This window comes from Pedobacter sp. KBW06, from assembly GCF_003852525.1.
In the GTDB taxonomy this organism is placed as follows: domain Bacteria; phylum Bacteroidota; class Bacteroidia; order Sphingobacteriales; family Sphingobacteriaceae; genus Pedobacter.
Window position 1 is genome coordinate 323854 of record NZ_QAJL01000004.1, and the last position, 26709, is coordinate 350562.

General features: G+C 39.3%; 20 protein-coding genes and 1 tRNA gene. 8 read left to right on the plus strand and 13 right to left on the minus strand.

Features of this window, described 5'->3' with window-relative positions:
- Window positions 1-7: 7 nt before the first annotated feature.
- The 6 genes from DBR43_RS23640 to DBR43_RS23665 form a co-directional block, all read right to left on the minus strand.
- The gene (locus tag DBR43_RS23640; protein WP_124585477.1) at window positions 8-2323 is read right to left on the minus strand and encodes a glycoside hydrolase family 20 protein; all 2316 of its coding nucleotides are present in this window, start codon (window positions 2321-2323) and stop codon (window positions 8-10) included.
- A gap of 156 nt (window positions 2324-2479) precedes the next feature.
- A complete protein-coding gene (locus tag DBR43_RS23645; protein WP_124585479.1) occupies window positions 2480-3901 on the minus strand; it encodes a glycoside hydrolase family 125 protein in 1422 nt (473 codons plus the stop codon).
- 103 nt (window positions 3902-4004) lie between these two features.
- Window positions 4005-6734, minus strand: a complete 2730-nt coding sequence (locus DBR43_RS23650) for a hypothetical protein (RefSeq protein ID WP_124585481.1) — start codon at window positions 6732-6734, stop codon at window positions 4005-4007.
- Window positions 6735-6817: 83 nt separating this feature from the next.
- Window positions 6818-7348: a hypothetical protein gene (locus DBR43_RS23655; protein ID WP_124585483.1), complete on the minus strand. Its 531-nt coding sequence runs from the start codon at window positions 7346-7348 to the stop codon at window positions 6818-6820.
- 181 nt (window positions 7349-7529) lie between these two features.
- Complete coding sequence (locus DBR43_RS23660; RefSeq protein ID WP_124585485.1) at window positions 7530-8018, minus strand: hypothetical protein; 489 nt, start codon at window positions 8016-8018, stop codon at window positions 7530-7532.
- A 1-nt stretch (window position 8019) separates the two neighbouring features.
- On the minus strand, window positions 8020-8541 hold the full coding sequence (locus DBR43_RS23665; protein WP_124585487.1) for a hypothetical protein: 522 nt from the start codon (window positions 8539-8541) through the stop codon (window positions 8020-8022).
- Between the two features lie 106 nt (window positions 8542-8647).
- On the opposite strand from DBR43_RS23665, the gene DBR43_RS23670 reads away from it, so the two are divergent.
- Window positions 8648-9460, plus strand: coding sequence for a hypothetical protein (locus DBR43_RS23670; RefSeq protein ID WP_124585489.1), 813 nt, complete (start codon window positions 8648-8650; stop codon window positions 9458-9460).
- A 1-nt stretch (window position 9461) separates the two neighbouring features.
- Here DBR43_RS23670 and DBR43_RS23675 read toward each other — a convergent pair whose 3' ends face one another.
- On the minus strand, window positions 9462-11807 hold the full coding sequence (locus DBR43_RS23675; RefSeq protein WP_158622584.1) for a patatin-like phospholipase family protein: 2346 nt from the start codon (window positions 11805-11807) through the stop codon (window positions 9462-9464).
- A gap of 106 nt (window positions 11808-11913) precedes the next feature.
- The gene (locus DBR43_RS23680; RefSeq protein ID WP_124585493.1) at window positions 11914-13173 is read right to left on the minus strand and encodes a DUF2264 domain-containing protein; all 1260 of its coding nucleotides are present in this window, start codon (window positions 13171-13173) and stop codon (window positions 11914-11916) included.
- A gap of 149 nt (window positions 13174-13322) precedes the next feature.
- Here DBR43_RS23680 and DBR43_RS23685 point away from each other — a divergent pair, with 149 nt between their 5' ends.
- From DBR43_RS23685 to DBR43_RS23705, 5 genes are all read left to right on the plus strand, one after another.
- Entirely contained in the window at window positions 13323-14117 is a 795-nt protein-coding gene (locus DBR43_RS23685) for an endonuclease/exonuclease/phosphatase family protein (protein ID WP_199757121.1), read from the plus strand.
- Between the two features lie 363 nt (window positions 14118-14480).
- Window positions 14481-15092 carry a helix-turn-helix transcriptional regulator gene (locus DBR43_RS23690; protein ID WP_124585494.1) on the plus strand — a complete coding sequence of 204 codons (612 nt, stop codon included), beginning with the start codon at window positions 14481-14483 and terminating at the stop codon, window positions 15090-15092.
- A 71-nt stretch (window positions 15093-15163) separates the two neighbouring features.
- Window positions 15164-15859: a hypothetical protein gene (locus tag DBR43_RS23695; protein WP_124585497.1), complete on the plus strand. Its 696-nt coding sequence runs from the start codon at window positions 15164-15166 to the stop codon at window positions 15857-15859.
- Between the two features lie 101 nt (window positions 15860-15960).
- Window positions 15961-16033, plus strand: a tRNA-Thr gene (locus DBR43_RS23700).
- Between the two features lie 62 nt (window positions 16034-16095).
- Entirely contained in the window at window positions 16096-16470 is a 375-nt protein-coding gene (locus tag DBR43_RS23705) for a sugar 3,4-ketoisomerase (protein ID WP_124585499.1), read from the plus strand.
- A 786-nt stretch (window positions 16471-17256) separates the two neighbouring features.
- Here DBR43_RS23705 and DBR43_RS23710 read toward each other — a convergent pair.
- Window positions 17257-18873 carry a gliding motility protein RemB gene (locus DBR43_RS23710; RefSeq protein ID WP_233603179.1) on the minus strand — a complete coding sequence of 539 codons (1617 nt, stop codon included), beginning with the start codon at window positions 18871-18873 and terminating at the stop codon, window positions 17257-17259.
- Between the two features lie 8 nt (window positions 18874-18881).
- Window positions 18882-20846, minus strand: coding sequence for a polysaccharide biosynthesis protein (locus DBR43_RS23715; protein WP_124585501.1), 1965 nt, complete (start codon window positions 20844-20846; stop codon window positions 18882-18884).
- 304 nt (window positions 20847-21150) lie between these two features.
- Here DBR43_RS23715 and DBR43_RS23720 point away from each other — a divergent pair, with 304 nt between their 5' ends.
- Entirely contained in the window at window positions 21151-22098 is a 948-nt protein-coding gene (locus DBR43_RS23720; protein ID WP_317126006.1) for an aldo/keto reductase, read from the plus strand.
- 91 nt (window positions 22099-22189) lie between these two features.
- Here DBR43_RS23720 and asnB read toward each other — a convergent pair whose 3' ends face one another.
- Entirely contained in the window at window positions 22190-23947 is a 1758-nt protein-coding gene (gene asnB, locus DBR43_RS23725) for an asparagine synthase (glutamine-hydrolyzing) (RefSeq protein WP_124585503.1), read from the minus strand.
- Between the two features lie 66 nt (window positions 23948-24013).
- Between asnB and DBR43_RS23730 the strand changes: the two genes are divergently transcribed.
- Entirely contained in the window at window positions 24014-24625 is a 612-nt protein-coding gene (locus tag DBR43_RS23730) for a sugar transferase (RefSeq protein ID WP_124585505.1), read from the plus strand.
- Here the strand turns inward: DBR43_RS23730 and DBR43_RS23735 are convergent.
- Both DBR43_RS23735 and DBR43_RS23740 read right to left on the minus strand, forming a co-directional pair.
- Window positions 24618-25445, minus strand: coding sequence for an aldolase/citrate lyase family protein (locus tag DBR43_RS23735; protein WP_124585507.1), 828 nt, complete (start codon window positions 25443-25445; stop codon window positions 24618-24620). The genes DBR43_RS23730 and DBR43_RS23735 overlap by 8 nt on opposite strands.
- A complete protein-coding gene (locus DBR43_RS23740; RefSeq protein ID WP_158622585.1) occupies window positions 25433-26707 on the minus strand; it encodes a lipid II flippase MurJ in 1275 nt (424 codons plus the stop codon). The genes DBR43_RS23735 and DBR43_RS23740 overlap by 13 nt, the downstream gene beginning before the upstream one ends.
- Window positions 26708-26709: the final 2 nt, after the last annotated feature.

The following is a 26709-nucleotide window of genomic DNA, read 5'->3' on the forward strand; positions in this document are numbered from 1 at the left end:
AATATCCCTACTTTGTAACGATAATTTCATCCGCAAACAGCCATGCAGGCTTTCCTTCCCCACTATGTCCTTTAGGCAAGGCTTCCAGCACTTTAGCCGTTACCCGAATAAAGCGGGCTTTCTTCTGCCCGAAAACCGCTTTAAAATCATAGATTAAAGTCATCTTTTCTTCGGGAGAAACCGGACTGTTAATAGTTTTCGGATCCCTAAAAGTAATTCCATCGTCAGACAGTTCGAACTTTACCCATCGCGGCATCATGATCCAGTCCTTATAATTCTGCAAACAGCCCAGGCTGATGTTCCCGATATTGGTTTGTGCTCCCAGGTCTATCGTTGCAATCAAATCCTGACCACTGAACCCATGCCAGTATTTGTTAACCGCGGTTGTTCCACGAATTCCATCGGTCAATGAATTCTGGCCATTTGCCAGGTAATTTGGACTAACCGGATTCTTGTATACCACATTCTTAGCTGTAGCCTGATGAAAAACGAAGGATTGTTTGGCAGGGACCAATCCCATTACAGATCCGTTTACTGCATAAACCGCTTTTAAGATCGCAGTAGAATCTATGCTTACCGGTCCGGTATATTTAAGACTTCCTATCGTTGGCTGCTCCCCGTTAAGGGTATAATAGATCTCGCCGTTAATCGCATCCGACAACAATTCTGCAGTTAATTTCCCGTTATTGATGGCTGGCTTTATGGCTACTGTATAATTCCCCGGAGAAAAACGATATCCCTTTTGTCCGAAGCCTTTGAAATGATACTTCAAACGTTCAGAAAAATCGTTCCAGTTTTTAGTTTGTGCCGGAGACCATACCACCTCTGCCAAAGCCAACATGCGGGGAAGCAACATATATTCCAGGTGTTCCTTAGTCGTAATTTGCTCTGTCCAGATGTTGGCCTGAGCACCCAATACATATTTAGCCTGTTCTGCGTTCAGCTCTTTCGGGATGGGTTCATAGTTATAGACCTTTTTCAGGGTATTAAATCCACCGAAAGCCAAAGGCTCTCCTTCAGGACCCGCCTGATAATGGTCAAAATAAAGCGGGTTATCAGGAGTCATCACCACATCGTGTTTCATCTTTGCGGCTTCAATCCCCCCGGCTTCACCTCTCCAGCTCATGACTGTCGCTTCCGGCGCCAGTCCACCTTCCAGGATCTCATCCCAACCAATCATATTTCTCTTTTTGCCGATCAGAAATTTCTCCATCCTGGTGATGAAGTAACTTTGCAATTCGTTTTCATTTTTCAGACCTGATGTTTTCATTCTCGCCTGGCAACGCGCACAACTTTTCCAGGAGGTTTTATCGACCTCATCGCCTCCGATATGGATGTATTTTGAAGGAAACAGCGCAAGCACTTCTGTCAGTACATCTTCCAGAAAAGTAAATACTTCTTCATTTCCGGCACAGTAATTCGAGGATGCTCCCGTATAATTTCCTCCAGTTAATGGCAATTGAGGGCGTTGACTACAACTGAGATTCGGATAAGCAGCAATAGCAGAGGCCACATGCCCCGGCATTTCTATCTCCGGTACAATATTTACATTTCTAACTGCCGCATAGGCGATGATCTCTTTAATTTGTTTCTGGGTATAATACCCACCGTAAGTAGCTTCCTGACCTGGCATCGCCTGTGGCCTGATGTCCCATGGACGATCGGTCTGGTCTACTCTCCATGCACCAACGGCAGTTAAAGCAGGATATTTTTTGATCTCTATCCGCCATCCCTGGTCGTCTACCAGGTGCCAGTGAAAAGTATTGATCTTATAAGCGGCAATGAGGTCTATGTATTCCTTAACCATCTCTGCCGTGAAGAAATGACGTCCAACGTCCAGGTGCATTCCACGCCATTTAAAGCGGGGATAATCGGTGATCTCCATTGCCGGAACCCTTAGTTCCTTATTTGTTTGTACCTGAGGGAGGGTTTGAAACAAACTTTGCATTCCGTAAATGATTCCTGCACGTCCGTTTGCCGCAATCTCAATCCCCTGGTTATTTACGGTCAGCGTATAGCCCTCAGTACCGATTACCGGGTTATTGATAATTTTGAGGGTGATGGTATTTAAGTTGTTCTTTTTTAACTGCAAATCGTAATCCGAGATTCCCCGGATATAGCTTTGAAGAAAGGCTGAAGCAGGTTTCAATATTTTTTTATCGCCATCCAGATGGATGCTTGTTTCAGAATTGATCACAAAACTGCCCTCCAGCAAACGAAGGTTTACAGGCTGAGGAATGATACTTACTTTTTGTTGCGTAAATCCGGTTAACCCGCTGCACAAAAGGATCAGGATCAGGCTGGTTCTAAATAAAGGTTTCATGGCTTTAAGGGAAGAATTTTTAACAGGTTATTATTTAACATTTCCTACAAAACATTCAGCGATTTTGGCATTAAAAAGGTTTTAGCAACCCAGGTTTCATCGCATAAAAAAGCCTTCTGAAGGTAAATTCAGAAGGCCGGTATTGGATGATAAGATTTAAGCCAGCAGGTGTGGTCTTTCTTTATAGGTTTTCCAAAGGAATTCGCCAAAGATGGTATTTGTCCATGCGAACCATGCACGGGTAAATTTCTTAGGGTCGTTTTTATGGAAAGATTCATGCATAAAACCAGTATCTCCATGAGTAGACTGCAGCATTTTAAGGCATAACTTAATTTCGTTATCATCCGAGCTGGTTAATCCTCTTGCAATGATACTCATTGGCCAGATCATGTCTTTACCAATATGCGGACCGCCAATTCCTTCTGCAGCAGCGCCTTTAAAGAAGAAAGGGTTGTCGTCTACAGAATGAATCATTTTACGGGTATTCTGGTATACAGGGTCGTCCGCCGGCACAGCACCCAGGTATGGAAGTGCGAGTAAGCTCGGGATATTTGCATCATCCATCAGGTTGAAGCTTCCCATTCCGTTCACCTCAAATGCATATACTTTACCAAATTTTTCATGGTTGATGATGGCATGTTTCTGCAAAGCATCCTGAACTTCTGCTGCCAGTGCATCCAGGTCTTTCGCCGTTTGCTCATCTGCTTTTATCGCTCTGAAGATTTCAGCAGCCTGTTTTAAGCTCACTACTGCAAAGAAGTTAGAAGGCACCAAAAAAGAGAACACTGTGGCATCATCACTTGGCCTGAAAGAAGAGCAGATTAAACCTACAGGTTTTACGGGATAACCGTATCCTGACATGGCAACACCGTCTGTGGCCCATGAAGTTCTCCTCTGGAAGGTATAAGGGCCATCGTTTTCTTTGCGCTGCTGCTCTTTAAAGGTCTTTAAAATCAATTTTACCGAAGCCTGCCAGTCTGCACCGAAAGGAGTGGTATCTTTTGTTTCCTGCCAGTAACGGTAAGCCAGACGAATCGGATAACAAAGGGAGTCAATCTCCCATTTCCGCTCATGTAGTCCTGGTTTCATGTCTGTCACATCATCTTTCCATTCCCCTACTTTGTTCGGGTCATTGTAAAAGGCATTTGCATAAGGATCTTTAAGCACACATTTTACCTGATGGTTAATGACACCCTGAACGAGATTTTTTAAAGGTTTGTCTTTTTGTAAAAAAGGAAGATAAGGCCATACCTGCGCAGTACTGTCACGCAGCCACATTGCATCGATATCACCGGTAATCACATAAGTATCTGGTTTACCCGCTGTCTCCGTATAAGTAACCGTAGTATCTAAAGTATTAGGGAAACAGTTATTGAATAACCAGGCCAGTTCTTTATTTTTTACTTTGGATGTAAATTCAGTAATCGCACTTTCTACAGCTTTACTGCTAAAGTGACGTTTTGCGAGTGGAACCCTCACCGTAGGAAACCCTGGTTCTGCAGCAAATGACACCAGGTCACTGGCCAATAACCCTGCTCCAAGTAATCCTGCTTTTTGAATAAATGATCTTCTTCTCATTTTTAAATATTTGGTTGTAATTACTTTAAATCAATAACACAGCTAAGCTCAAAACGAAGATAGGAAAGATTTAAATAGTTTTAGCAACTATAAAATGGAAGATTTAATATTGTTTTCTAATGTTGATTTGCCGCTTACGTTCCCGCACTTCAAAGATGAGGTGTTCCGAATTTTTATGCAGCAGATCTGCATTAAAAGTGTCGGACAGCAACCTGAAGTCTTCATCAAAAACGTTGCTGCTGATCCGGACTTTATACGTATCCTGGGGAAGGTTAATAAAAAACTCACCGCTTTCTGTCGTTAGCGTACTAAAACTCTCTCCACCTGAGCTGGTCATACTGATCCTGATGCCACCGGGGCGAAAGACCAGGTTAGAGCGTGGGTCCTTTTGAACATTCAGTTTCCCCGAAAGATAGTGACTCTGACTAAAGGGAATATAAACCGTCTGAGAACTGCGGATTTCATAATGCTGGCGGAATCCATTTCTGGGCATCCACCCTTTTACGCTGTTTACACGGCTCAGATCTATATCATATTCCCCTGCTTTAATGTTTTTATAGCTCACCTCCCCTTTCCTGTTACTCAGGAAGTTCTGCGCTGCAATTCCTATCGCCGCATCCGGGATACTTTCATCTCCGAGATCATAGATTCCGTTGCTGTTAAAATCTTTAAAGACCAGGACCTTCATGGTCACAAAGCGCCTGATCCCCAACAGCGGCACATTGAAACTTTTGCGGATACTCATGCTCATATAGTCGGACCTGTTTCCCGCAATGGTCCTTACATTCTTGGAACCAAAAATACGGAAGGACAAACCTTTGCTATTCAGGTCCAGGCTTAAGTCCCCACGTGCCATGAACTCCGGAACAGGCAGGGAACGATCGTCGGTATAGTCCATTTGTACCCTGAAATGCAAAACCTCTTTAAAAAAAGACTGCTCATAATAGGGCGAAAACTGAAACCTTCTGGTGGAATAGCCATTGTTCAGGTAATTCACAAAATCAAAATAATAAGAAGGTCCATTGTCCAGCCTGACAAAGAACCCATAATTTCGTGCCGCAAGTGTAGCATAGGCATTAAGACTATACCCCGCTTTTGCAGCAGGATCATCCGGAGCCTGATTTCTCAATAGATTACCTGAAAATGAAGCCGAGAAGTTGTTCCCAAATTCTTTTCCTGCATTAAAATTCAGCTTGTAAGACCTGATCAGGATCAGATCGCTGGAAGACTGAACCTGATTGATCACTGAGCTGATCAATGTAGCATATCCTTTATCGAATCTCCAGCCTATCTTCAGTCCATATTCTGCGATACGTCCCCCCAATAGTTGTCTTAACACAGTACCTGTATCCAAAGCAGGATTGAGCTGCCGTTCGTTATAGTCGAACAACAAACCCAGGGATAACCGCTTAAAATGGAAGGTCAGTTCATTATTGGATTGCCTTAAACCGCGATTAATTCCGGGAAAATTGACATCAGTAGCAGAGAGGCCGAACCTTCCAGTTAAGCCCGGACTGCTATAGCTATAGGCCGCAGCGAGGGCACCTCCCGTTTTTCTGAGCGGCTCGCTAAAACGGTAAAATTCTTCTCTGCTGATTCCTGCACGAAGAATGAGGCGGCTATATTTTCTCCAGCCCAACTCATAAGTACTCATATTGAGTAGACTATTGATCTTATTTCCCCGGTCAAAGCCCGCCATGGTCTGGTTCTCCAGCTCCTGATTTCCCGAAAAATTAAATTGTTGATTCAATCGGAACAACTTTGAATCACCAAGCCTGCTGTCTACGCCAAGCAGCTCAGTGCGGTACCCTTTTCCATTATCAAAGCCCAGACGTGCGCCAAGACCATCGATCAGGAAGTCGCCAAATTCAGACTGATCGCCAACAGAAACCTTCCATTTAGCTGAATTATAATTGAGAAACGCGTATCTTGAAGATCCATCAGATTGCGCATTAAAGTTATCCGTCCTGTAATTAAAATTCAGAGAGCGGCCTTTATCTAAGTCCAGGCTTCCGTTACTATTGATATACAATGCGCTCTGGGCAGTCGTAAAATTTTGGGCCACAAATTCGATGCTTAGCGGAAAGGTATACCAGCCGGAAGGGTTCTCTCTGAAAACGGTCCCAAAGCTCGAAATTCGTTGCAGGAGCAATTGGTTCTGTTTTTTCTGATCGGTTACCTGAACCACGATTTCCTGGCTTTTAAAATCATCCAGAAATTTAGCAGCAACATTGAAACTGTAAACAAGCATGGTATCTTTTCCCGCAGCGAGCTTAAGAGAGCTGTTCCTGGCCTGCAAAAGTAACAGGGAAGTATTGATACGGACATTTAGCTCTTCGGGTGCATTTCCTTTATTACTGAGCAGTAAGCGAAAGCTGTTTTCCTGGCTTGCCCTCGATAAGAGCAGATTTGGATTGAGTAATGAAGCCCGCCATTTTGAATTGGCGCCAACCCTGGCATAATAAGCATAAGCTGATTTCTGAGAATATCCTGCAACGTTCAAAAATAAACGGACGCTGTAAACTGTCGCCTCCGTTTGGATGGCGGCCGCAAGCCTTAGCGGCAGGGAAAGCGTTTGATTGGGGCCAAGTTCGAAGACCTTACGGTTGTCGAAAAGCAATTGCCAGCCTTCAGGAGCCTGTGCTTCAATAGTAAACTTCCGGGCTACCGCAGAGGTATTCCGTAAAATCACGGTATTAAAACTATAGGCATTCCCATTTTGCTCCACCGTATCTTTTAAAAAAGTAAGGTCAATGGATTGCGCATTAGCGGAACAACACAGAAAGGAGACAAAAGCCAGACAAAGCAGGCTCACAGCGCGAATTTTACACATAGGATTACCAACGATTCCATCATAAGGAAAGCCCTTTTATGGGAGGGCTTTCCTTATTAAATTATGATGACGCCGGAAATTGCTTATTGGTTGGTCATGGTGTAGATTACACCAACGGTATATTCACCTGTCTGGTAAGTATATCCGGGAACAGCCTTATAATCAAGGGTAAAGTTACCTGTACCGCGTGTACCTGATGCTACCGTAATTGCCGCACCAGTACTTGGAGGAAGGGCCTGATAAGTACCACCTGTTTTACGAATTTGCAAAACAGAAGTCGGCATTGGAGAAAGATCAGCTACTTTACTGTTCGTTGTTGAAGCGTAAGTAAATTCAGGTGCATTTGCAATTGCAGTAACTTTCCACAAATGGTTGGCTTTATAGTTCACTGTATTTGCAGCAGCAAGCTCAATACCACCCGCAGCATCATAATTAGCCAGGGCGTCAAAGCTAATGGTTTGTAATGTACCCGGTGTTAAGGCAAGATCGAAGACTTCTTTGATGACAATCTTCATGTTTTGGGTACGTGTGGATGTCGTACCTGTAGCGACTTGTGCATTTACAGTCATACATGTCGCGCAAAATAGTGCAACACTGAGTAAAATTTTTTTCATTGGATAATTTTGTTTGTTGGTTAATATGCAAACACAAAGACAAACCACATGCCATTAAAATAGGTATTATTACCTATAAATGGGGAGAAAAACGTAGAAAAACAACACCACACTTTTCTCAAAATGGGCAATTTTGAGAAAAACATTCCACACGAAAATGTAACAAGTTTGAGTTAAAGTACTATTGTTGTGACACAGTAAAATAAAAATCACCAAGGTATTCCTGCGTTTCATACTGATAGCCAGGAAGTGCTCTCAGGTCAAAGACAACCGTATACAATCCTCTGTTGTTTTGAACAAAAAAGGGGGCATTGTTTTGGACCGGGGTATAGGTAGCAGCGGTAGAAGCCTTGATCCCGATCACGCTCGCAGGCATTGGTGTAGGGGTAATCTGAGGCGATAAAGTGTTACTTGCCAGTGTCAGCGTTAGCTTCCAGGGTACATTGGCCTTAACCGTAGCCGTGATCATTCCAGGCTTGGTAATTCCATTTTCATAGTTCGCCAAAGCAGAAAAATCAAAGACCGAACTGGTACTGCTTAAAGAGACATCCAGTACCTGATATAGCTGTACTGTGCGACTTCTGGTCACATAACGCTGGGCCATACCAACCGATGGAATAAATGACATAATCCATCCAACAAAAACAATCGTTATAATGAAATTTTTCATATTAATAATGACACAGTCTATAGTGAAACTTAAGTATATAATTACCAGGAGCCTGAGTATAAGTATTCATCCCTGATAGTTTCACCGTCAAGTCAAAGACATCGACTGCGGTATTCGTAGCGTTGTTGCGCTGTGCAAATTGCTGGTAGGCTCCGGAAAGCGTCACATTACTTACCGTAATCCTGTTCTGGGGATTGGTTCCTACCAGAGCAGTCTGGACTTGAAAATTGTTTAATGGAATCACCGTAGAAGGGCTTCCTGACAGGGAAAGCTCTGCAGCCACATATAGTCTATATTTAGAATCTCTGGACAAGACATTCAGTCTGATGTTATTGGAATAGGTCTGTTCTGTTTCAAAACTATTGAGCGTACCCAGGGTAAAGTTTAGTGTTCCTTCAGAAACAACCGTCAGCTTATTTCTGGCTTCTGTTCCCAGAGCAGTACAAGGAGAAGGTGCCGCAGGCTGGGCATTCGCCCTGATAAAGAAACCAAAAAAAAATACGGACAGGTATAAATATTTCATAAAACAAAGCAGTACTGTTTCTTAAGGGATGCAAAAATCGACCCAAAATAAAAACTGCATTATTATTGCAACACCAGCAAAGATCATCCGGACACAAAACTCAATTATGAAAGCTATCTTATGCTCTTTCGCTTTAATAGCAGGTTTATTAATCTGCCCTTCTATAACCAATGCACAGCGGGTCAACATCAACCCAACCTTACTTAGCTTCAATGCCGCCGCCGGAGAGCGTTCCTCACAAACCATTACGATAGTAAACATCTCAAATGAAAGGCAAGTGTTTCAATTATCCCTGGGAGACTGGTTAAGAGACAGCCTGGGCAATCACCAGTACCTCAAAGCAGGGACCTTGAGCCGCTCCTGCGCCGACTGGATCAAACTGGACAATTCTTTTATAGAAATAGAGCCCAGGGCATCAAAAGAGGTCCGCGTAACACTAAATGCGCCGGCAGATACCTTAATGCTTAAAGAAATGAAATGGGCGATGTTATTTGTTCAAAATGTGAAGGAGCAGGAAAACAGTAAGAAGAAAAAAGGAAAGGTAAATGCTGTGATCAATGAGATCTTCAGGTTTGGCATCCACCTTTATCAGATCCCTCCGGGAGTCCACAATTATGAAGCGAAGGCCATTGACCTTCGTCCTGATCAATCCATAAAAGGCAGTTATAATTTCTTCGTCAGGAATACCGGGAACATCATGCTGCAATGCCAGGCCCGCCTGGAGCTAACCAATATGGAGACCGGTGAAGAAATCAAACTTGAGCGCATTGAGTTCCCCATATTCCCGGATGCAAACAGGACCATCCCTCTTGCCATTCCTGCCAACCTTAAGAAAGGCCGCTATTCAGCCCTTGCCATGTTGGAGTATCATGACGACATGCCGCTGGAAGCTATAGAAATGACGATAGAAATCAAATAGATTAAAACTTGAAGCCGATAGACAAATACATTCTCCATGGATTGCGGTCAAAACCATTCGTTTTAGCTACAGAAAAATTAATCGGACCAACGAAGGACATATAGCCCAATTTAGCGCCGTATCCGAAGAGGTAGTCGTCATTAAAGGCTACATTAAACGGATTCCAACCCCTATTTTCCCAGCCTACATTAACCTGTGGGGTTAGGTATAAGTTCCCCCTGATGTTGTATTGCAAAGCGAAACCGAAGGTGGTCAGGCTTGCCAGTCCAATCTCTCCGCGCTTTAATCCGATAAAATTATTTTGTGTAACATCCTGCCTGGCATCTATTCCTCCCATGCTAAATTTGGCATTTTCATACATATAGGAAGAGTCAATCCCATATTTATCCGAATAATTGAGCCCCCAGGAAGCTGAGGCATTTAAAGAGAGCTTCCTGTTGATCCGTTTTACAAAGTTCTCGCTAAGGAACAATCTCATAATATTTCCGGGAAGGCCATCCATAGGATTCAGGTATTGGTAAATCAACTGCCCTTTCTCGTCATCAGGATCCGGAACTTTAGTACTGAGCCTGTTGTTCACAAGATATTTCGCCTGAATCGTTAATGAATTTCCCCGTTTTGGAAAATACAGGTTGTCTAAAGTATTCTGTTTGAAGAGCAATGTGAAGGCTTCGTTGCTATGTTTATAAAGTGTCCGGATGTCATTTCCTTCTCCAAAAAATCTTTTAAAAAGATTAGGACCTCTTTTTATGGCTTCATTTTCATTACTCAGGCTTAAGGAAAGATAACTGGAGCGTCCAAGGCTATACCCAAGAGACAATTCCGTGTTCATGGTATTGTTAAAATAATTCTCATCAGAAATCAGCCTATACAGAATAGAGTTATTCTGTAGCGCCTGATAACTAAAAGATGCCTTAAACCAGAGCCGGTTGCTTTCACTAATGAATTTATAATAGTCGAAACGCGCTTTGAAACGCTCAGAAAGGTCTACTGTTGCCAGTAACCTGGACTTGCTTAAAAAAATATTGCGGTAGGTATAATTGACAATCAAGCCGGCAGACTGCTCGGTATCATAATGAACTGCAGCCTTGAATACTCCCGGTTTGCCCTGTTTCAGGCGAACATTCATTGTTAAGCCGGTATCTCCCTTATTCTCAAAAGTATAATATACCTTATCAAAAAACTGTGTCCCGTAGATGTCTGCAATGCCATCGTTCACTGCTTTGACCTTTAATTCCTTTCCGGTCTCCAGGCCCAGACGCGAAGCTGCAAATTGCTCCATTACCGGAAAATCTAAAGGCTGGCCTTTATCATTCTGATATGTAATCTTTGTGACTGGTAACCTGGGATCTTTAATGACCTGCGAGACACTATCCCGGGGATATTTCTTCTGTTCTTCTGCAATTTTAATCAGTTGCGGCAGGTATTTTCTGGCTTCATTCTCACCAATTTCAATGATGCGCCTGTTCTGGTAAAAATCAGCAGTAGAATAGCCCGTCAGCGCCTGAGTAAAATCGACGACTACATCTGCCATCGCCTCCTGTTTTTTAGAATCCTCTACAGACCTGAACGCATGGGTCTGGTAAATCAGTTTCATTGGGTTTTCAATTTCTTTTTCCGTAAAAAGACGGAATCCGGTATAGCCACCAATTACGATATCTGCCCCCATTTCTTTCACTTCCTGAACGGGGAAGTTACGATCTAAGCCCCCATCAACCAGCAAACGTCCATCAATGTAAACTGGCGCAAAAGCCGCGGGTATGGCCAGAGTCGCACGAATGGCCATCGGCAGCGAGCCTTTGTGTTGCAAAACCAATCCCCCATTTACAATATCTGAGGACGTAATGGTAATGGGTATAGGTAATTTGTTAAAATCATTAATGTGTTTTGCAGGATAAGTAAGGGTATTGAGGATCTCAGAAATATATTGTCCTTCAATTAACGCGCCCGGTAATCTTGGTCTCCCTCCCATTACCGGAAATTCGATCATATAGTTATCGTATTCATCTTTTTCTTCTATATTGATCTGATTTAAAGGGACTTTATTACTCAACACCCTACGCCAGTTGATCCTCAACGCTATCTTTTTTAGCGTATCCGGTGTGTAACCGATGGCATAAAGCCCGCCAAAGATTCCTCCGGCACTGGTTCCTGAAATATAATCTATTTTTATCCCCAGGGAATCAATCAGCTTTAATAAACCGATGTGCGCCATCCCCTTAGCCCCACCACCACTGAGTGCCAGGCCAACCTTCGGACGACCTCCCTGCTTAGGGATTGTTTGCGCAAAAGAAACACTGCTTAACCATAAACATAAGCAGATTACCAACGATAAACCGCGAGCCATTGTTTTCAACATGGGGATGTTCATTATCATGAATCAATAATCCGTCATCCTAAATTTATTTAAGGATTTCTAAATATCCGAATTTTAATATTGAAATTGATATCGATTAGTAATCTACATGATAATCCTTAGCAAATTTTTTCCCTCCCCAGGCTTTTCTTGCTGTCCAGTCTTCGGCCGGTGCCGACCAGAATTCGTTTGTTGCCGGTAATCCCAGAGGCAGGAAGGATAATGTAGCCATATACAGACTTCCGGTAGAAGTGTAATAATCTGCAATATCCGGATCATGGCCAACGAAGCCCAACTGCAGCCATCCGTTTTCATCAAATGTACCCGGTACATCGTACATGTTTTTTTTGACCAGCGTAAGTGCTGCACGTACCTGTGCCGGTTTTATTGTTGCCGGTAATCGCTCCATCAACGCAACCTGACTTAACGCCTGCAATGCTCCCGTCCGGTAAGTAATGGAACGTCCGATCGGTGGAAATGTCCCCTCCGGAGAAATCATCCGCTCCTGCCCTACAGCATATCGCTCCATTCTGGAGATGGCGAGCTCATATTCTTTTGACGTTGCCAGTCCATGATCAGCCATAACTTTTAGCGTATCTACCATCATTGGATGAATGACAAAAGAATTATAGTAGTCGAAAGCGAAATTAGGCCCGTCTCCATAGCAACCGTCCCCTTTATACCATTCATTTAATTTCTTCACCCCCTTATTTAACCTTTCTGCATCAGGCTCCTGCCCCAATGTGAGGAGAAAAGCTTCAGACATGGCCCCAAACAACAACCAGTTGCTATCGAATGGTTTTCTATTTCTTAATGATTTAAATGCGGTGATGATTCTTTCTTTAGTTGTCGAATCCAGCGGCTCCCACAATGCTTTCGGGGCGCGTAAAAAAGAGTGAGCCAGATAGGCTGCATCTACAATTGGCTGATGATCTGTTTTAAAATTTAGCTGATCGGGACTTGCCGGATCAAAACAACGGGCCAATCCCTGCAGGGCATCTGTTCTCATTTTTTTACGAAACACGCCTTCCCTTGTATCATCGTCTGGTAAAGCCAGCCAGGGGGCAATTCCTGCAAAGGTTCTGCCGACGGCTTCCAGATAAGTGACATGAATAGAACGGGAATCGAAAGTAGGTGATTTTTCTACCCTCATATTTTTTTTCAGGCTGCCATTTGCGAGGTTTGCCGTTACGGGGTTTCCTATTTTATACAATAGTCTCCACCAATACTCTCTGTCTTTTCCCGCTATTCCCGCGCGACTAAAAGGCTTTCCTTCAACAGCCAAAAGTGATGTTGCAGGTAACGTTCCTGCCAGTCCCATTAATGATATCGCTCCTAAAAATTTTCTTCGTTCCATAGCTGCCTGATCCAATAAATCAGGTCTAAGATAGCCGGGATCCTTCAGATCTTCCCGAAATTGACTGCGCAAACGTTTGATATCAAGAGGAAGTCGGCCGCTGAATTTCAAAATAAAGCGCTAATTTTAAAGGTAGAAATCCAGCATTTATGAAACGATATTTTCAATTTTCAGGTACCCTTTGTTTACTTCTTATGTACGCTTTCAGCACCGTTGCACAATCCGGGACAAAAACGCTAAAAGTGATGACGTATAACATTCATCACGGAAACCCACCTGCACAAAGTGGAGTAATTGACTTGCAAGCTATTGCCGATGTCATCAACAGTCAGCAGCCAGATCTCGTGGCCCTCCAGGAACTGGATGTACTGACCAAAAGGGCTAATGGACTCGACGAGGTGAAAAAACTGGCAGCACTAACAGGAATGCATTCTTTCTTCTCCAAGGGAATAGATTTTGATGGAGGCGAATATGGCGTTGCCATTCTTTCCAGATTTAAGATTAACCAGGCATCACGCTTTCCTCTACCCTCCAAAGAAGGACTAGCTGCAGAAGCCCGGAGCCTGGCCGTTGTGAATGTGACCCTACCCAACGGACAGCAATTAGATTTCGCCTGCACACATCTTGACCTAAAAGAGGAACATCGTTTACTCCAGGTAGCTGAAATCAACAAGATTTTAGGCTCAAGAAAAGGAACAGTTATTCTTGCCGGGGACTTTAACTTTGAGGCTACAAATCCGGCAATGGCTATATTGGAGCAACATTTCAGGCGCAGCTGCACAGAGAACTGTGATCCGACAATTCCTGAGGTTAATCCAGAAAAAGAAATCGACTTCATTCTGCTAAAAAAAGGAAGTCACCTGAAAGTAGCTACTCATCAGGTAATTAAAAATATCATTGCTTCAGACCATCTTCCTGTTGTAGCCAGCTACACCCTTCCATAAATACCATTTTTCTTATGGATACAAATGAAAAGACCGGCAAATTGCCGGTCTTTTCATTTGTAAGAAAAAAAGTACATTCAAAACACAATTTCAAATCGGCCTCTAATTACGATTCAAGACTACTTATTCCCAACTCAGTTGTCAAAATACTCAACCAAAGGCTATTAGCTATAATATAAAAAAAAATTACATATTAGTTTATGTACCTTGTTATTGTAATTTTCAATAATTCACCAATCGTTAATTTTTCTATTAGGTAGCACCCTTTAAAAGATTGGTTTACAGCATCAGTACGGCTTCTTTTTTTCGATTACACCAATATCTCAACTGACAATAGTCTTTGCAAAGGCTATTTCTTGCGCAATGGCCAAAAAAGATAAAAAGTGGCAACCTTCAAAGGTAAAAGCTGCTGATTTAGAGACGATCAATAAAGTCAAAGAAGCCCGCGAAAAACAAGAGATTTCCCATCGGACGCTTGAAAATAAAGCGGGAATCGCCGAAGGTTATATTTCAAATGCGGAAAATCCACGGCTAACGGCTAAGTATACGTTGGGACATCTGAATAAAATCGTCAAAGCCATTAATCAAACGGATACATCTCATCTGTCGGGGAAAAAGCCTGGCAAAGGAAAAAATAAAACCCTGCTAAACCTCCATGACCTTGTTCCCGAAAAACCAATTCTTTCCAGAAAAAAAACACTTAAAATCATCAATCCGAGCGTAAAAGAAATTGGGCCTAAGAATGCTATTCTCACTTTGATTACAGCGGGTTTCTTCGATAGAAGGCTGGTAAATCTGGATGAAATTGAAGCCAACTGTATCCGGTTATTTGGAAAAAGCTTCATCCGTAAATCACTTAGTCACCGGCTAAACCTACTTTCTGATGAAGGAATTCTCCTCAGACATAAAACCGGGGAACCGGACACCTACCATTACAAAAAAAACGAAACTGAAGAACATCCTTCTCAAGAATAAAACCCTTCAGTTCTAGCTGGATTTTACTATTCACGAAATAGTCCGCATATTTAAGGAAATTTAAGCGAAATATGCAGACTGTACTCATCTACAATATTTACGCCATAGATCTGGAGATCATTTATAACGTCTGGAGACGAAGAGTTGCCCTGGGGTTTTGGATTGCAGATATGGCTTTTCTCATGGATGAGGTTCCGCTGCATCTGAAAGAGATAGAAAATCCAACATTAAAGATCACTTCCCGAACTGTATTTAAAGATCCTGAAACAGGAACTTATACCCTACCGCAACGAAGTATACCAGTATATGACCTCGATCAGATCAACTTCATACGCCATATTTTCTATGACCAACCTTTATGGAGGCTGTTACCTGCCAAAGCGCTCACTGAGGATGAGATTACTGTTAAGGTGACTCATTTCATTGCTAAAGGAAAACAACAGCTCCTGATTGAAAAAATAGGCTTATATGGCGAACTGAAAAAGCTATACCTGCTGGATGAATCAAAGATTCCCAAAAACGCAGTGAAATTTATGATTGATACTGAAAGGGTAAAAGCCCTATTGCTGTTAATGATCAATACTCCGTATTTTGATTCGCCAAAACTAGCTGTAGAAATTTACAGGGATTTTATAGCGCTATACAAGATTACCCCCCAACCTGTCATACTCGAAGAAGCACTCCGTTTTTATACCTCCAGACATAAAGGACCACGATTAAAAAAGTTAAAAGCCAAGGGAGCGTATACGACCTTTGGGAAAGGTTAAATTATTTTAAAAAATAATTTGCCGGAAAACAATATTTTTCTACTTTTGTGGCCTCACCAGAGCATCAGGCGATATTTATCGCATTTGATGACATAATAAAAGCCTTCTTAGCTCAGCTGGTAGAGCAACTGACTTGTAATCAGTAGGTCATTGGTTCGATCCCGATAGAAGGCTCTTTATTTTCTCTCTCCACAGTTTATTCTCACATATATTCCTAGTTTAGAAGAACTATATTTATGGCCCATATAATAAATCTTAAAACCTTTAAAGATTCCAGAGGGATCCTAACTGTTCTTGACCGTGTTGTTAATTTCGAAATCAAGCGATTATTTTATATTTATGCTGTTGATGACTCAGACCGTGGAGGTCACAGACATCACAATACCCACCAAGCAGCGATATGTATCCAGGGATCCTGTAAAATAACAAACAATGACAATGCAAAAGTAGAATTATTCGATCTCGACTCACCGGAAAAGTGCTTAATTTTAGAACCACAGGATTGGCACATTATGCATGATTTTTCATCTGATGCTATTTTATTGGTTTTAGCTTCCACAGCATTTGATCCAAAGGACTACATCTATGAACCATATGGTAATTCCTTATAAAAATTTAAAAACCTTAAATAGTCTCTTTGAAAATGAACTCTAGAAGAGTTTTCAGATTCTTTTAGATAAAGGATGATATGTATTTGGAGATGAAGTCTCACGCTTTGGCAAAGAGCCTCGTTGAGTTCATTAGAAAGAATCGCATTGGGAATAACCAATTGCCTTGACGCGATTATATTTTGGTTGAAGTGCTGTACCTTTCATAACGGAGATAAATTATTGTTCTTTCAAATACCACAACAACAACCATTCCGACTATACAGCGTTATAATCTTGTTCCAAATTTTGTTGAACCAAAAATTCACAGGTTAAAAACATCTACATTTTATACCCAATAATCGAACTGTCTCTACTGTTTTTCTGATTGAGCTCTGCAACGGTTACAACTTGGCATATTAAAATTCTTCCTGATAATCGCATTTTTATTGATAACAATATTTTCTAAAGAACAATACAAGAACCTTCTACGATATTCATGAAAAACGAGCCCTGAATACCATATTTATGTGCTTGCGAAAAATAATGCGATAAAGGAATCCCCAGAAATATTTCTCGGAATATCTAACAATGGGCGATTTATGAGAGGAGTACTAATCACTATTGACTTAAAACCAGTGATTTGCAACGCCCAAAGGAAATATAAATTTGCTATTTCCAATCGGTCAGTCGATTTATCTTGTGTTATTTTACCAAGCAGTTAAACTACTTTCCAAAATGGCAGAAAATTAAAAAGGTCAATCTTTCGAATCCTAATCCTAATTTTTCTTAATTATACAATGACTGGAATTAAAAATCCTGATATAAATTTCTAAAGGTACTACGTAATCCAAAAGTTACCAATCCAGTACTTTTAGATATCGTATTACTTTCTTTTCTATATACCCCTCCTAACTCGATCCGAAGATTATACTTTGGATTCAGCAGATAAGAAACGCGTCCTTCGGCAAAATACAGATTTGTCTTGATGCCTTGTCCGATGCTATTCCCATAATCGCTAACCCTTGTTCCATAAGGTTTAAAAATATCTTTTCCATAATTAAACCCTTCTGGGTCTAAACCATATCTTGCATACATCAACTGCCCTTGGAAATCAAATCTTTTATAAGAATAATTCATCATTCCCAAGATCTCTCTAAAGTTAGCACCCAAAGGATGAGCTAAAGGTTGATTCATTGCAGCATAATTTGACATCCGATCAAAATGAGAATAGGTGTATGGCCTCGCTGTATTAAATTCTGCCAAATAATTTAGCCCTTCGACTTTGAACAAATCAGATCCTCTTAATCCTATTTGCAACGCCCATTTATTTGCCCAATATCCCTTATTTCCAAAAAACTCCTTAGCAGTAAATTCGTCAATCATAAACTGGCCGTAAATTGTAGTTTTATCCAGCACTTCATATTTTGTGTTTATGCCTAATCTCATTTTATCAGGAGAGGACGTATTCGACCCTTCAATTGGACGAAGAAAGACAAAAGGATGGATATAATTAAAATCAAATCCTCTTTTTCCTTCAACTTCTGCATCCGCCCAAGTAATTGCCTGAAAAAAACCAATAGAGAAGCGATTAGTTGCATTCCAATCCACATAATGAATTGCGGCCCATTTACCTCTATCTCCCAATCTCTTGTCATTAGTCAATTTAGGGGCTCCTGGATCAAGCATATAGCCGAATATAGTCTGATAAGTCACTTGGCCTAAGCTAGCCCTTACTCTAAAGAATGAGTAGTTTGCAGCAACATCCGACAGCAACATTGAGCGATATCCATCACCAATGAAATTCTTATCATACCCCAATGCAAAGTTTAAATGTTTATTTGGAGTAAAAGACAATAATGCAGTAACATAAGCCCAATCTTTAATACGATTACCGAGCTTTCCATTCATCTGGCTAGGAACGACCTTCCTAGTATCTACAAACTCTGTAATATAATTAGCAAAAACAGCTTGGTTCTCAAACCCATTTGTATAAAAAGAAAACTTATCTCCAACTTTTCCACCAATCTGAAATCCTCTCGTATTTAGCCAGGTTTGCTTTTTTTCACTGAATTCCCGACCTATTTGAAAATCAGGCAAAAAGTCGGCATAGACTTTAAAATCGTCCCCATCAAAATTTAACAAATGCTCTTCCGTTATTTTTCTTCTCACCCATGAACGATGATTCAATGAATCGGTTCCTGCCTTCATCAGACTATCAAAACGATTTTTCAATAGAGAATCATCCTCATAGTATCCTTTGATAGAAGAATGAAATCGTGTATTCCTGTCATATACAGACTTATTTAGTTTCTGATAGAATTGGAAGGAATAGGGAACATTTATATTTGGCGTTTGACCCTTTAGACCAAAACATAATGACACTAAGATTCCTAAAGAAAAAGAGCTTCGTATTTTAAAATTCATAAAGAGGATTAACTATGGGACTTATTAGGAATATCTTTTTCATGAGCAAAATCTAACTCCTCAAAGACTGAATTTTTACTTTTAAACTCAGGCACAATAATCTTCATCTGCTGCACAACTTTAGTGATATGATCTGAACTTGCGTACTTAAATAAGATGGATAATTGATCCTGTACATTATTGAAATCATATTCCCTCACTTTTCCAATCATTATTTTTTCATGATGGGTAGGCATTGTATTTTCATGATCATTAAGGAGCTCTTCAAACAATTTTTCCCCTGGGCGAAGGCCAGAATAAGAGATTTTTATATCCTCATTGGGAATCAAACCTGCAAGTCTGATCATTTTTTTCGCCAATTCTACAATTTTGACAGATTTACCCATATCAAAAACAAAAATTTCTCCTCCTTTACCCATACACCCGGCTTCTAACACCAACCGGCAGGCTTCCGGAATTGTCATAAAGTATCTTGTAATTTCAGGGTGTGTAACGGTTACCGGTCCTCCTTTTTCTATCTGTTGTTTAAATCTCGGAATAACGGATCCATTTGAACCCAGAACGTTTCCAAAACGAGTAGTGATAAATTTGGTAATTGGTTTCACGTCTAACTCATTTATGTAACTTAATCCGTTACTAAAAATATGATGCCTATCGTGTAGGGAATTGTTTAAAGACTGCACATAAATCTCTGCAATTCGCTTAGAAGTTCCCATAACATTAGTTGGATTTACAGCTTTATCCGTAGAGATCATCACAAACTTTTGAACACCATGTTTAACTGCTTTATCCGCGATAGTTTTAGTTCCAAAAACATTCGTTTTAATGGCTTCAGTTGGATTATCCTCCATCAAAGGGACGTGTTTATATGCTGCTGCATGATAAACGTAGTGAGGCTTATATGTTTCAAAAAGAAATTCCATTCTTTTCTCGTCCTTTACATCGCCTATAAATGCATGAAAATTAGTATTGGCATGGGCTTCTTCCAACTCCAGATAAATATTATGCAAAGCAGTTTCACTCTGATCACAAAGAATGATTAATCCAGTTTCAAATTTAAGAAGTTGCCTAACTACTTCGCTCCCAATTGATCCGGCTGCCCCTGTAATAAGAATCCGTTTATCTTTAAGTTGGGTTTGGATACCATCAATATCAATTTGAATAGTCTTTCTATTCAAAAGATCTTCAATGTTTAAGTTCTGAATTTGTGCCGTAGTAACCGGCCCTTTTGCCCATACTTCAGGTGAAGGAATATTCAGGATCTTAACATCGTTTTCCAGACAAATATCAACAATCTGATTTTTACGATCAGGAGGGATAGAGAATGACGCAAAGATAATTTCATCAACTTCATGCTTTAATATAAGATGCTCAAGCTGGCTGGCATCAAGAATTCTAACACCATCAATCGTTTTACCGACTTTGCGTAAATCATCATCAACAAATGCAATAATCGTTTTATTTACCTTGGCATCATGATCAAATGTTCTTTTAGTTGCCACTCCAGCTTCACCGGCAGCGTAGATAATAACTCTTATCTTGTCTAATTTAGCATTCTTTAAGTACATAAAAAAATACTTTACTATTACTCGGTAAGTGATCAGCAACAGAAAGCTAAATAGAGTATAAATTACAATTGCAACATTACTGATTACTGGCACCCCAGAAACAACAATAATTATAGCATTCGTAAAGAAAAGAACCAATGAGCTCAGGATTACAGAAAAAAGTATTCTAAATGAATCCTGAGCAGAAGTATATCTAACTATACCTGCAAAAGTCTTCACACTATAAAACACCAATGAATTAACTGCGATGACCAATAATACGGATTTGTAAAAAGATATAAAATTTATCCTGTCAATTATAAAATTATGCTGTAATATGACTGCAAATAATAGGGCAAATAGGCTTAAACATATATCAATTGTAAAAATAATCCATCGTGAAACAATTTCAAGTTTAGTAAACATAGGTTTATATTAAAAAACGTTCGTCAAATTTAACAATAATTAAACCAAAATATGACCATTAAAATTTTAGCGCTGTTCTGTCAAGAATTCCCTATTCAATTATTTAAGACAAAAAAGCATTATTAAATCCTACATACAAACAAGCAATAATGATGCCCAAATGACACATTAAGAAATTAAGGAGCAAATCAAATTCTGTTTCGGATTTCGTCTTCGATTGATTAAAAGGTCAGAATTAATTGATAATATATTTGGATACGCTACCTTAGAGTCTCAATTATATTAAAATTTGATCTATTCAATTATGAGAAGTAAGCTTGGAAATACGGAGCTGATTGTCAGCAAAATAGCATTTGGAGGAAATGTATTAGGATGGACAATAGATGAAGAAACATCTTTTAAGATGCTGGACTACCTTGAAGATCTTGGTGGAAATTTTATTGATACAGCAGATGTATATTCCACGTGGAAAGCAGGTAATACTGGAGGAGAATCTGAAAAAATAATAGGCAACTGGCAAAAAAAACGCGGAAACAGAGATTCTATAGTGATAGCGACAAAGGTTGGAGGCATCATAGACATCAACAACCGTGGACTATCAAAACAATACATTATCAAAGCGGCCGAGGCCTCATTAAGCCGCTTAAGAACAGATTACATAGATTTATACCAATCTCACTACGATGATGCCACTACACCAATAGAAGAGACATTAGAAGCATATCAACAACTCATTAAGGAGGGGAAAATTAGGTATGTAGGAGCCTCAAATATTTCTCCTCAAAGGTTTCTTCTATCCTTAAAAGTGTCCATGGAGAACAATTTGCCAACTTACGATACCCTTCAACCGGAGTATAATCTATATGACAGACAGCGCTATGAGACTGAGTTTGAACAGGACTGCATCAAAAACAAAATTGGTGTTATCACCTACTTTTCACTTGCATCTGGATTTCTGACTGGGAAATACAGAAATGAATCCGATCTCAAAAAAAGTGAACGTGGTAAAAGGGTTCAAAAATATTTAAATGAGCGTGGACACAATATATTAAAGGCACTTGATCACATAGCAGCTGAGCTAAACTCAAAGCCTTCCACAATAGCCATTTCATGGCTATTGTCAAACCCGAGCGTTACAACAGCGATTGTAAGTGCAACCAGCTTAACTCAACTTCAGGAGCTTTTTAAAGCAACTGATCTAAAACTATTGGATGATCATATAAAAACACTTAATTCAGCCAGCTCTTATTAATCAACTCAAAGTAGATGAACGACTAAGTCAAATCTTATATAACTGAACAATCCGANNTCGGATTGTTCAGTTATATATCTATCTCATCAATTTAATCTATAAACTGTCTGAACCAGATTTCCAAATTCACTATAGCCCTCAATTCTCTGGTGTAATTTTTTTCTCCCGAAATATGTTCATTAACCATCTGAATAATCAAATCCTGATTAAATATTTTTCTGGAGACAAATCGTTCATCAGATAGCGTTTCAATCAAATAACTACTTAGTTTTGTTTTGAACCATTCTCCCACAGGCACTGTAAACATTTGCTTTTTTCTATAAACATGATCTTCTGAAAAATGATTCAAAGCCAGTTTTTTCAAGATGTACTTCGTGTCATTATTTTTCAATTTCATGTTTCCAGGTACACGCATCATCATTTCAAAGAAACGATAGTCTAAGAAAGGACTTCTTGTCTCCAATGAATTAGCCATGGCCATTTTATCTGGTTTCACCAAATTATTACCAGGTAACAACTGGACTGTATCAAAATATAAAGCTTGATTTATGTTATCTTTATTTGATGATTTAGATATAACATTAGAAAAAAGATTAAAAGCTCCTTCGAGATTAATTTTTTCTTTGAATTCACTCGTATAAAGAGAGTTGATAAAACCGCCCTCTCTAAAAAGCGAAATCGAATCAAAAAATGCCTTAGAGGACACATCATATTTCTCTAGAGACAGATACTTCGTATATCCTGCAAATAGCTCATCTCCTCCATCACCAGTCAAGACCAATTTATGATCCTTAGCTGCAAATTCAGAAACGATAAAAGTCGGAATAAAAGAGATATCGCCATGAGGTTGATCATTATACCAAGTTGTTTTTGCCCATAGTTCAACTATATCTGCCTCAAGAATCTTTTCGTGATAATTCAGTCCGTATTTATTTGTGATGTATTTTGCGTACTCTGATTCATCAAATTCCTTCTCTTTAAATCCGATAGTGTAAGTGTTGAAAGGTTTACCTGTAATTTTATGCATATATGCACAAATCAAACTGGAATCCAATCCACCACTTAAAAAGGCACCAACCGGCACATCACTCCTCAATCTTATTTTAGTCGCATCAAGCAACAATTCATCTATATCTTTTAAATATTCCTCGTCGGAACAAACGAGATCTTCTTTTGAATTTTCAAGCTTCCAATACTGCGTCTTGGCTATTGAATAGTTCCCAAGGTCAATTTCATAAAAATATCCTGGTTGAATATGACTGACGTATTTAAAAATAGTCTGGGGAATAGGAACATAATTGTAAACCAAAAAATTATGAATTGCCTGATCATTAATTGTATTATCGAAACCAGGGTACTTCGTAAAAGTCTTGATCTCCGATGAGAAAAGGACAGTATCGTCCTTCTGATAGATATAAAGAGGCTTTACACCAAGCCGGTCTCTATATAAAGAAAGTTTGTTTTTAATTTTATCAATTATGGCAATCGCAAACATACCATTTAGCTTATTAACAAAGTTGGCTCCATATGCCTGATAAGCGACCAGCAAAACCTCGGTATCAGAACTACTTTTGAAAGCATACCCCAGATCAATCAGCTCTTGCTTCAGCTCTATGTAATTATATATTTCCCCATTCTGAACAAGAACTATATTTTCATCATCCGAAATGAATGGTTGATGCCCGCTTTCAATATCAATAATAGAGAGTCTTGTGTTTAAGATAAAAGCGTTTTCTACTTTATAAAACCCGTGATCATCAGGTCCGCGATGTTGAATTGTTTTCACAAAGCTATTTATCACTGATGAATCAAATCCGTTCTTGCAAATTAATCCTGCTATTCCGCACATATTTTTTATATATATTTGCGAATATACAAGTTTATGATACTATACATATAGTTTTAGCCTTTTTGAATGATTTTATTTTTTGACAAATTAATAGCTTTTTTTGCGCTTATCCTTCTTTCTCCTCTTTTGATTATCGTTGCAGTATTGATTATTATTGACTCGAAGGGGCCCATTTTCTTCAGGCAAGTAAGGGTAGGTAGAAATCTCAAAATTTTTAGAATATATAAGTTCAGATCGATGACCCATAGCACTTCCAGATTTACCGGAGAGGTATCAGAAAACTTAAGTACTGAGGAAAAGCAAAAGCTTCGTGAAAATTTTCAGACAACGGGAACAAATGATAGCCGAATTACCAAAATCGGAAAGTTCATCCGGAAGACCAGTCTTGATGAGCTTCCTCAAATCCTGAACGTTCTATATGGAGATATGAGCATTGTAGGACCTAGACCAGACACCCCAGTTCAGGAAGTCGATTACAAACCTGAGCAATGGAAACAGAGGCACCAGGTCAGACCTGGGATCACTGGTTTAGCCCAAGTAAGTGGCAGAAGCAACATCACCTTTGAGAATAGAATTAATGCCGACCTAGAATATGTTAAAAATAAGTCTACCTTATTATATCTAAGAATAATTTTCCTTACATTTTATCAGGTTGTATCGAACAAGGGGACTAATTAAAAGCAAAGCCTTGAATTTTTATTTTTTTTTCAACGATATTATTTACGGCATTAACAAAATCAGTATGAGCTTCTATAAAATAGTCTTCAGATTGTTTTAAAAGAAAGGTTTCAAAAGCTCTCAGTCTCTTAACTTCTTCACCAATTCCATCTAGGTTATTATTAAATGAATTCGTCATTGATCTGGAAAGAATTGCCATTGAAGAGCCTAACCTTACATGTTCTGAAAGTATAGATTTACCCGCTATAAGTCCTCCTTCCAGATTTGCAATTCCTCCTATTCCAAATTTCAGTCCTTTATCTTTTATTTTTTTTACAAGATAATCAACAATACCAGTGGATATTAATTCAAACATAAAACTCAAACCCATTCCTAGGTGAAGATCATTTAAACCAATATGAATCTCATCTATTCCTTTAAGTGCAAGAATATTGTCAACTCGGCAAAACGCTTCAGGTGTTTCTAAAAGCAAAGTTGTACCAACTCTTCCGTCTACTATTGCCAAAAAACGTTCCACTTCAAAATGAGATTTGAAGAAAGGTAGCATAATTATATCTGCTCCTCTATCAATAATTTCATTAATCTCTGAAAATGAGTGCTCATGGATGGGATTACACCTAACCAGAAGCTTACTTCGCTTGAGTTCCTTTCTGATAGGATCAATATCTTGGATCTGATGATGTAGACTAATGACTGTATCTAAATGTCCTTGTCTTTCGGTCTTTCCTATAATCTCCAAATCTAGGAATATGCGATCGACTCCCATCTCATCAAATATTCTGGCTCTTTCCGGCTTGTTTTCTATAATCAAGAATTCCATTTCTCTTTTTCTCCCTTTAAACTTAGGTATAACATTACTAATCCAACCAACAATTGAATAACTCCTATCAGCGATGTACTATATGGAATATAAACAACATCCATTTCATTAATTAAAATAATAGAATTAAATACGAGCTTCATTAACACCAATAAAATAGACAAATAAAGTACCGCCTTAAAGTTTTTTATAGCATATAATGAATTTATAACAATAGCATTTGCACCTGACATTACAAGCATAGGAACGTACCCCATTGTAACCTTACTAATCTCTCTCATATTAGACTCATTAAGTCCTGCAATACCATAAAATACATGTACAATTAGGTCATTAAAAATGATAAATATTAAGGCAGTAAAAAGCCCAAGAGCAGATGTTATTCCCAGTATTTCTTTAAACTTACGGATGAACTCCTTTATCTTGTGTGTAGTATATAACCTTACAAAGGTAGGAAATGATGTAACCGCCATTGAAGTGAGATACACAGATACAGGGAGTAAATAAATTTTTTCCGAATATGAAAGGATAGAAAGAGAACCACCGGAAAACCTGGAAGCAAATACTTTATCAATCAATGGATTAATAAAAAGTATTCCGTTACTTACAATTGAAAGTAATAACATTTTATATGAAAAAGAGGCTCCCGTTTTAACCTCTTTGATTTTGCTTAGTTTTAAGCCCTCAAACTTACTATTAAAAACAATCGATCCTAACCGAACGATTGAGGCGACAATTACTCCACAGGCCAGCACATACAACTGCTTTGATAACAATAAAAAAAGTATGATCACACCATTAAAAATAAGCGTTCCTAATGATGGTATAAGAAATTTGTCTTTGTGATTTAAGTAGGGAACAAAAACTGCTGTAATTGCATTTGGAATTACAGAAAGTAATGAAATAGTGATTAGCAAAAAGGTATCTAACTGATAAATAGAACCCAATACAATAATCAGTATAACAAGGAAAATAGAGGTCAGGAGCAGTATCCTTCTAATAGAATAATAAATAACGGCCTCAACTTCGTCTTCAAACTGAACAATAAGCGGAAGAATGATAGCGCCAACCGTTGTAACAGATAACAAATTATTTATAAAATCCGGAATGGTTAAAAGCAATATAATTTTATCAGAAGTGGCTGAAATATGATGTGTACTTGCTATTACAATTTCCCTTATATATCCACTTACCCGCCCTAATAATATTCCTATAGAATATATAATACTTGTGTTAAGCAGTAGTTTTTTTATACGCTCCACTA